The 7,555-nt window shown below is 67.9% G+C and carries 8 protein-coding genes; 2 read left to right on the top strand and 6 right to left on the bottom strand.

All coding sequences use genetic code 11. The features are described 5' to 3' along the window. Nucleotides 1–859 precede the first annotated feature (859 nt). The 4 genes from VIM26_RS25050 to VIM26_RS25035 form a co-directional block, all read right to left on the bottom strand. A complete protein-coding gene (locus tag VIM26_RS25050) occupies nt 860–1,057 on the bottom strand; it encodes a CGNR zinc finger domain-containing protein (RefSeq protein WP_331956052.1) in 198 nt (65 codons plus the stop codon). A gap of 52 nt (nt 1,058–1,109) precedes the next feature. Beyond that, nucleotides 1,110–1,373 (bottom strand): hypothetical protein, encoded by a 264-nt coding sequence (locus VIM26_RS25045; RefSeq protein WP_331956053.1) that lies wholly within the window; start codon nt 1,371–1,373, stop codon nt 1,110–1,112. A gap of 556 nt (nt 1,374–1,929) precedes the next feature. After that, nucleotides 1,930–2,559: a hypothetical protein gene (locus tag VIM26_RS25040; protein ID WP_331956051.1), complete on the bottom strand. Its 630-nt coding sequence runs from the start codon at nt 2,557–2,559 to the stop codon at nt 1,930–1,932. A gap of 86 nt (nt 2,560–2,645) precedes the next feature. Continuing rightward, complete coding sequence (locus VIM26_RS25035) at nt 2,646–3,455, bottom strand: isocitrate lyase/phosphoenolpyruvate mutase family protein (protein WP_331956050.1); 810 nt, start codon at nt 3,453–3,455, stop codon at nt 2,646–2,648. A gap of 188 nt (nt 3,456–3,643) precedes the next feature. Between VIM26_RS25035 and VIM26_RS25030 the strand changes: the two genes are divergently transcribed. After that, nucleotides 3,644–4,015: a VOC family protein gene (locus VIM26_RS25030; RefSeq protein ID WP_331956049.1), complete on the top strand. Its 372-nt coding sequence runs from the start codon at nt 3,644–3,646 to the stop codon at nt 4,013–4,015. 103 nt (nt 4,016–4,118) lie between these two features. Here VIM26_RS25030 and VIM26_RS25025 read toward each other — a convergent pair whose 3' ends face one another. Together VIM26_RS25025 and VIM26_RS25020 are read right to left on the bottom strand one after the other, a co-directional pair. Beyond that, nucleotides 4,119–4,940, bottom strand: a complete 822-nt coding sequence (locus tag VIM26_RS25025) for a universal stress protein (RefSeq protein ID WP_331956048.1) — start codon at nt 4,938–4,940, stop codon at nt 4,119–4,121. Between the two features lie 244 nt (nt 4,941–5,184). Further along, nucleotides 5,185–5,805: a TetR/AcrR family transcriptional regulator gene (locus VIM26_RS25020; RefSeq protein ID WP_331956047.1), complete on the bottom strand. Its 621-nt coding sequence runs from the start codon at nt 5,803–5,805 to the stop codon at nt 5,185–5,187. A gap of 171 nt (nt 5,806–5,976) precedes the next feature. Here VIM26_RS25020 and VIM26_RS25015 point away from each other — a divergent pair, with 171 nt between their 5' ends. After that, entirely contained in the window at nt 5,977–7,518 is a 1,542-nt protein-coding gene (locus VIM26_RS25015) for an ABC transporter substrate-binding protein (protein WP_331956046.1), read from the top strand. Nucleotides 7,519–7,555: the final 37 nt, after the last annotated feature.

Below are 7,555 nucleotides of genomic sequence, written 5' to 3'. Positions count from 1 at the left end.
ACCTTCCCAAAACTGGATCGCTCCCGCTCGGGGCGGGCCCGCACGCAATGGACGTAACTTGAGGTCCACGCAGGCGGGATCCAGAGGAGGATCCCCGCTCGGGGGCGACTGGCAGGGGGTCCTAAGTTACGACCATTGCGCACTACCCCGTCGGTGACGTCACCGCCTGGGAGCGGCACCTCCGCCTCGTCACCCGCATGCAGGGCCTCTGCGACCACCCCTGAAGAGAGATCCCCACCTCGTCGGTCCTGGCTCGCGGTCATCGCCCGATTCTCGCGCAAGATCCACCACGCGAGCGCCACGTGATACTCAGGGAACTTGGCTGTCGCTCAGCGGTAGGTCGTGGGGCGACCTCGGCGTCCGGGCCACTCGACACCGCTGATCAACGACACCTAAGCGACTTTCGCCGGCGATGCGATGGCACTCCTCGTACGCCACTGACCCGATCCAGACGGCCGGTCGTGCTGGCTCCTTACGACGTCGCTCAACAACCACGCCGAGCTTGCTCTACAGGCTGACGCGCCTCTCGGGTCCAACCCCGGTCGGGACGGTCGGGACGGTCGATTCGGCCCAGGCGGAGATGTTGGTGCAGCCCTGGGCGCGGTACGTACCGCAGGTCGGGCCGACCCGCACCATGTGTCGGCGCTTGGTCGTGCAGGTACACGACACGGGTCGCTCGGTTCGGCGCCCAGTCCGTGCATGGTCCAGCGTTGCCCGTTCGGGCAGCCTTGGTGGTGGTCGGGGGCTTGAAGGTCCGTGGCGACGCGCCGGGGTTTGTCGGTCACCTCGTCGCAGGTGAGGTCGCTGGGGCTCCGCAGGGCGCCATCGTTGGTGTCGATGTGGCGATACGTTCTCTTGCTCACGCGTCGGTGTGGAGCGTCCGGGTGGCGTAGGCGCGTTTCATCTTGACACGGTTGCCGCAGTCCGTCATTGAGCACCAGCGGCCCGACCGGTTGCGTGAGGCGTCGTAGTAGGCCCAGCGGCATTCGTCGCGAGCGCAGACCTTGAGCCGTTCCCATACGCCGTCGGCGCGGGTGCGATCGACAGCGGAGAGCAGTACGGCGACGGCCGCAGCGACGGGCGCGGGGTCCGCCGCCGCGAGTGTCCGGTCAGGTGGAACCGTTGGACGCGCGGTCGATGTCGCCCGAGACCTTCCCGGCGTGGGGGCCGGTGCGCTCCTCGATGCGGCGCACGCGGCGTTCGGCGCTGCGTTCCAGACGACGCAACTCCTCGGCGCCACGATGCTCGTCGCTGTAGCGATCGCGGCCGTCGTGCTCCTCCCGTCGCGATCGGGTCCGAATGGTGGGCAGGGTCGATCCCGCGCTGGCCGCACCGGAACGTTGCGGACAAGATGGCGTCGACGTCCCCTCCACCGCAACACCTCCGAGCGCGCGGAACCGCTACTGTCAGGTTTCTCGCCCGTGAAAGGCGCGCCCGAGACGACGCCCGCGCGCCAAGAGTTCACGGGCTGTGAGGTTCGGCGCACCCATCTTCTACCCATCGTTTTCAACCCTGAATTGCCATACTCGACCATGGCTACCGGGCCGCCGAATCGAGTGTTTCCCCAGATCAATGGCAGTTTCCATCAACAGCCAAAAGTGTCCGAAACCGCCGGGCGAAAGCGATCCAGTGTGGGTTCGAATCCCACTCGGGGCACTTGGATGTGGCTGTGACCTGCGGGATGCGCCGGGAGTAGGGCTCCTGGAGGGACGAGACCTGACCGACCCATCGTGAAGACTGCGGTGCGGATCAGACGTCTCGGGCGCGGCACGCGGCGGCACCGCTCGCTCGTCGGCGGCCTTGCTTGCGGCTCGGCAGACCAGCGCTCAAGCCTGCGCGTCGCGGTCCACGGCTGCTCACTTGGGGCGTTCGTGTCGAGGATGCGGGTGCAGTCCGGCGCCTCGTTGGTCTTGACGAAGGCAGGTCCGCTCAGAACAGCCCTGCGGCCGTGCCGCCGGCCCCGAATATGGCGAAGACCACCACGGGCAAGAGCAGGATGATCACCCATCCCCGTGCGGCGGGGATCCATCGACGGCGCGCGACACGAGGCGAGCCAACATCGTCCAGGAGCCGATAGCCGTCGTCGAGCCAGTACTCCGACCCCGCGAGGATCGCCCATCCGGTCCGGGACCACACCAGGACGAGCTGCGTGTCGCTTCCCCTTCCCGGCAGCCGGGCGCGCCAGGTCGTGGCGCCGGCGAGGTCGATCGTGCGCCGGCCGAGCACGGTGCGAACCGTCAATCGACCGGCGTCACGAGTCGAGAGCACGGAGGAGCCGACGGGCAGGACGATGACCGGAAGCGCGAAACCCAGGACAAAGGAGAGAGCCCCAGCCAGGTTAGGCGCCCACGCGGTGGTGAACCCGGCGTCATCGAGCGGCGAACGCTCCCACGAGGCTTGCGTGAGGCGGCTCAAGGTCACCACGGCGACAGTCACGAACGGAAGGACACGCCCGCCCACCAGCAGCGCCTTCGCGACCAGGACGCGCCACCCACCGTGGTCTTCGTCGGGTGACTCCTGGCCCGCGTCGCGCGCGTGACGCCCTCGCTCCTCTGCCACGCCCCGAGAGTACTGGCAGGGCCGATACGTACGCCGACGCGGGACTCCCCGATCCTGCAGATCAAAACACCTCGGTGCGCTGCCCGTCAGCGTTGCTCGAACAGTGCATCGGGGTTCGGCAGATCATTGAAGTGCGTGAAGGTTCCAGCGTCTGCGATCTCCTGGGCAGCCTGCCGGAAGCTGGACCAGGCGACGCGGGCCAGCGTGCCCCCGACGCTGATCCGCCGCACTCCCAACGCGGCAGCCGCAGCGACGGTGAGGAACGGGGTATGGATCAGCAGGTTCACGGGCTTGGGTGCCACCGCGGCCACGATGGCCGAGATGTGGTCAACACTGTCGATCCGCGGGGCGTAGAGGCATTCCGCACCTGCTTCGCCATAGGCACGCAGCCGCCGGATCGTGTCGTCGATGTCGGGGCGGCCGACGACGAACCCTTCCGAGCGGGCGGTGAGCACGACGCCCGTCCCTGATTCGTCGATCGCTGCTCGCGCCGCTCGCACGCGCTCGACCGCCAGTTCGAGGGAGAACAGTGGATCCGCCTCGTCGCCGCTGGAGTCCTCGATCGACAGGCCCGCGATCCCGGTCGCCGCAGCACGAATCACATTGACAGCGACGTGCTCTGGGTCGACCGCGTAAGCGCCCTCAAAGTCTGCGTTCACCGGCAGCGACACCGCGTCGACGACAGCCGCTAGATGCTCCAGCATCTCGTTCAGCCGGACCCCTCCGTCGGCCCGACCCAATGTCCAGGCGAAGCCGGCGCTCGTCGTTGCCAACGCCGGGAAGCCCAGCTGCTCGAGGATCAGCGCGCTGCCGACGTCCCACGGATTCGGCATGACGAAGCAACCTGAGGAGTGCAGGCGGTGAAACTCAGCGACCCGCTCGTCATGAACGCTCATGGCTTACCTCCAACTCAAGTCGGCTCACTAGACCACCGCCTCTCCGCCCACGTCAAGGGAGGAAAGCAACCCCGCCCCAGCACCGAGAGGACGAAGCGATGGTCGACCCGAGCCTCGCCAAACCGGCGATGTCCACCGGCCAGAATCGCTATCGTCACAGTGGGTGTCCATCCGAGAAGGAGAATCCGATGATCAGCGCAACGATGGTCGTGCCGACGGTCCCCGTCACGGACCTCGAACGCGCGAAGGTCTTCTACAGCGAGACCCTCGGCCTGACGCTCCTGTGGGAGACCCCGTTCGGCATCCGGTACCGCTGCGGGTCCGTCAGCGAGCTCTCCGTCTTCAAGCGACCTCCGACGACGACCGAGCACACGCTCGCCCACTTCGAGGTCGACGACATCGACGCCGTGGTGCAGGACCTCGTCGCCAAGGGCGTCGAGTTCCTCGACTACACCGAGGGCCCCCTCGTCACCACCGGACACATCGCTCAGATGGGTCCGGCACGGGGCGCGTGGTTCCGCGATCCCGACGGCAACACCCTCTGGATCCGTCAAGGCTGACGCTGCGACAACCACGTCGCCGACAGCCACGTTCGCTCAGACGCGGAGCGCCTGACTTCGGCGGCCTCGATCCGCTCCCAACCGTCCAGCGCCGCCACGCGCGTCAGGTGCGCACGACGAGCACCGGGCACGTCGCGTGCAGCACCACGGTGTGGCTCACCGATCCGAGCAGCATCCGGGCGACGCCCTCCCGACCCCGGCTGCCGACCACCAGGAGCCTCGCCGACTTGGCGGCCTCCAGCAGTGCCTGCGCCGCTTGCCGGCTGACGATCCGCCGGTTGACCACCAGGTCGGGGTAGCGCTCGCTCAGACCGGCGACCGACTCGGCAAGCAGCACGTGCTCCCTCTCCTGAGCCCCCTCGGCACGGGACGTGGTCCTCGGCGGCCGCCAGGCGTGCACGACCGTGAGCTCCTGTCCCGACCGGTCGGCCTCCGCCGCTGCGAGGGCGACCGCTTCGAGCGAGTCGGGCGACCCGTCCACCCCGACGACAACGCCGACCCCATCGGTTCCGGTTCCCGACGGCACGACGACCACCGGGCAGAGCGCCCCGGCCGCCACCTGATAGCTGAGCGAGCCGGAGACGACCCGCTCGAGCGCGCCGAGCGGGCGGGACCCGACCACGACCAGAGCGGCGTGCGCCGAGGCCTCCGTGAGGGCCTGGCCCGGAACCCTGCGCGACAGCGTGGTGCGCAGGGTGAGCCCGGGCGCCACCTCCAGGGCGCGCACGGACTCCGCCGCCAGCAGCTCCTCGGCCGTCTGGTTGACCGCGTCGTCGTACAGCAGGTCCATGTTCGCGCCCGGGATCCCGAGCGCGTACACGATCTCGAGCTCGTCCCTGCGCGACCGCGCCGTCTCGGCGGCCCAGATCAGCGCCTCGTGGCTCGAAGCGGTTCCATCGATTCCGACGACGACGGTGCGTGCCATGGCCGTTTCCCCCCTTGGTCGAGCAACACAGGCGCACGCCAACGTGCTCTTACGGCCAGTGTCTGCCGAGAGCAGAGTGCCGGTCCAGGGACCAAAGTCGGTTGCGTGGGCTCCGACCTGGGACTTCCGGCCCGCGCGAGGGGTGAACCGCCGCTGAACTGATCTCGTCGAGCTCGACGGCAAGCCACGCCGCCACGGCGTCCGACTCGGCACGATCGGCGTCCACCGTTCGAGCCGGCTTCCGTCAGAGCGGAACGGTCACCAGGCTCTGGAAGTACTCGTGCAGCTCGTCGCCCATGTCGAGCACGTCGCGATCGAGGAGCCACTGGATCTGGAGTCCGTCCCACAGCGCGATGCTCTTGATCGCAGCGCGCCGAGGATCAACCCCCGGCCGCAGCAGCCCGAGCTTCTCGATCCGGGTGAACGCCTGCCAGATGCCGTCCCGGACCGCGGTGTACCGGTCGACGAAGTACTGGTGAGCGGGGTGGTCGGCGGTCGTCGCCTCGGCCGAGAGGGTGCAGTACAGCTCCACCACACCCGGGGTGGTGGCGTTGTGCCGGGCCAGGTCGACCAAACCACGCAGCGTGTCGAGACCGTCCTCGGCATCGAGGTTGACACGTTCGCGAGACAGGTTGTCCCGGTGGTCCAGCAGCGCAGCGAGCAGCGCGCTCTTCCCGGGGAAGTGATGGAGCAGCCCGGCCTCGCTCATGGCGACGAGCTCGGCGATCTCGCGCAGGGACCCGCTGCGGTAGCCGTTCTCGGAGAACACCGCCAGGCCCGCGTCGAGGATGCGCAGTCGAGTCTGCTTGCTCTTCTTGTACTCGCCGCGCGGCTTCCTGGTCCGGGGAAGGTCGTCTACTGACATCTCCGCGCTCCTCGCTTCCTGGTGTCGGTCGAGCGTAGACGGCGCCCCGCTCAAGGCCAATCCGCGTGCCCAAAACGTTACCATCTAAATCCTAGCGAGCGCTCGGTTTTGGTGCTAGCGTCGCGTTCGGCGATCCACGGTGGCTCGCTTCTCGATCCGGAAGGACCAACGATGACCCGAAGGAAAACGGCGATCTCCGCGGCAGCCGCCCTCGCCCTCGCCGCATTCGCCCTCAGCGCCTGCAGCGGCGGAAGCACCGGAAGCGGCGACACCGGCGGCGGCGGCGCCTCGTCCACCCTCGTCCTCGGTGCGATCGTTGCGCCGACCACGTTCGACGCTTCCGGCTCCGAGTGGGGCAACCGCTCGGTCTACTACCAGGCCGTCTACGACACGCTCCTGCTCGCCACCCCCAAGGGCACGATCGAGCCGTGGCTCGCCACGAAGTGGGCGTACAACGCCGACAACACCGTCCTGACCCTCACCATCCGTGACGACGTCACCTTCTCGGACAAGTCGAAGCTCAGCGCCGACGTGGTCAAGAAGAACCTGGAGCGCTTCAAGACCGGGAAGTCGCCGGATGCCGGCTACTTCTCGAACATCAAGACGGTCGCCGCTCCCGATGCCACGACCGTCGTAATCACGCTCGCCGCACCCGACCCGGCGCTGCTCAACTACCTCACCCGCGACCCGGGGCTCATCCAGAGCGCGAACGCGTTCAACAGCCCCGACCTCGCCACGAAGCCGGTCGGATCGGGCCCGTATCTCCTCGATACCGGTAAGACCGTCACCGGTACGTCCTACGTGTTCACCAAGAACCCGGACTACTGGAACAAGGACGTGCAGCACTACAAGGAGATCAAGGTCAACGTGCTCGCCGACGCGACCGCCGCGCTCAACGCGATCAAGGCCGGCGAGGCCAACTCCGTCAAGCTCGCCAGCAACGACAACCTCGACCAGGTCCAGGCGGCCGGGTGGAAGGTGAACTCGAACGAGCTCGACTTCCAGGGCCTGCTCCTGCTCGACCGTGCAGGCAAGACGAACAAGGCGCTCGGCGACGTGCGCGTGCGGCAGGCCATCAACTACGCATTCGATCGCAAGGCGTTGCTCAAGGCCCTGCAGACCGACCACGGCACCGTCACCGAGCAGGTGTTCCCGCCGACCTCCAAGGCCTACGACAAGAGCCTCGACTCGCGCTACCCGTACGACCCGGCCAAGGCGAAGTCGCTGCTCGCCGCGGCCGGCTACAGCAAGGGGCTCACCCTCGCCATGCCGAGCAGCACCGTGCTGGGCGCCACCACCTACACGCTGCTCACCCAGCAGCTCGCCGACGTCGGCATCACGGCCAAGAACACCGACGCGGGCAACAACTTCATCGCCGACCTGCTGGCGCCGAAGTACCCGGCCTCGTTCATGGCGCTCGAGCAGAACCCGGACTGGCAGCTGATCCAGTTCATGATCGCCCCGACCGCCGTGTTCAACCCGTTCCACTTCGACGACCCGAAGGTGGACGCGTACATCAAGCAGATCCAGCTGGGCGACGCGGCCACCCAGGCCAAGGTCGCAGGCGAGCTCAACAAGTACATCGTCGAGCAGGCCTGGTTCGCCCCCTGGTACCGCGTGCAGGGCAGCGTCGTGACGGACCCGAAGACCACCGTCGAGATGGTGCCCACCAACGCCTTCCCGGCGATCTACGACTTCAAGCCCGCCGCGTAGGCCACCCGGATCCTCCTCGCCCGCCGCACCGTAGCGG

Origin of the sequence: Pengzhenrongella sp. (assembly GCF_036565025.1) — a bacterium.
In the GTDB taxonomy this organism is placed as follows: domain Bacteria; phylum Actinomycetota; class Actinomycetes; order Actinomycetales; family Cellulomonadaceae; genus Pengzhenrongella.
This window is presented reverse-complemented; position numbering and strand designations above follow the sequence as displayed.

Excerpts from the sequence above, each read along its gene's own strand:
- VIM26_RS25030 (WP_331956049.1), top strand. The coding sequence starts at position 3,644 with ATGATCAGCGCAACGATGGTCGTGCCGACGGTCCCCGTCACGGACCTC.
- VIM26_RS25035 (WP_331956050.1), bottom strand. The coding sequence starts at position 3,455 with ATGAGCGTTCATGACGAGCGGGTCGCTGAGTTTCACCGCCTGCACTCC.
- VIM26_RS25020 (WP_331956047.1), bottom strand. The coding sequence starts at position 5,805 with ATGTCAGTAGACGACCTTCCCCGGACCAGGAAGCCGCGCGGCGAGTAC.
- VIM26_RS25015 (WP_331956046.1), top strand. The coding sequence starts at position 5,977 with ATGACCCGAAGGAAAACGGCGATCTCCGCGGCAGCCGCCCTCGCCCTC.
- VIM26_RS25025 (WP_331956048.1), bottom strand. The coding sequence starts at position 4,940 with ATGGCACGCACCGTCGTCGTCGGAATCGATGGAACCGCTTCGAGCCAC.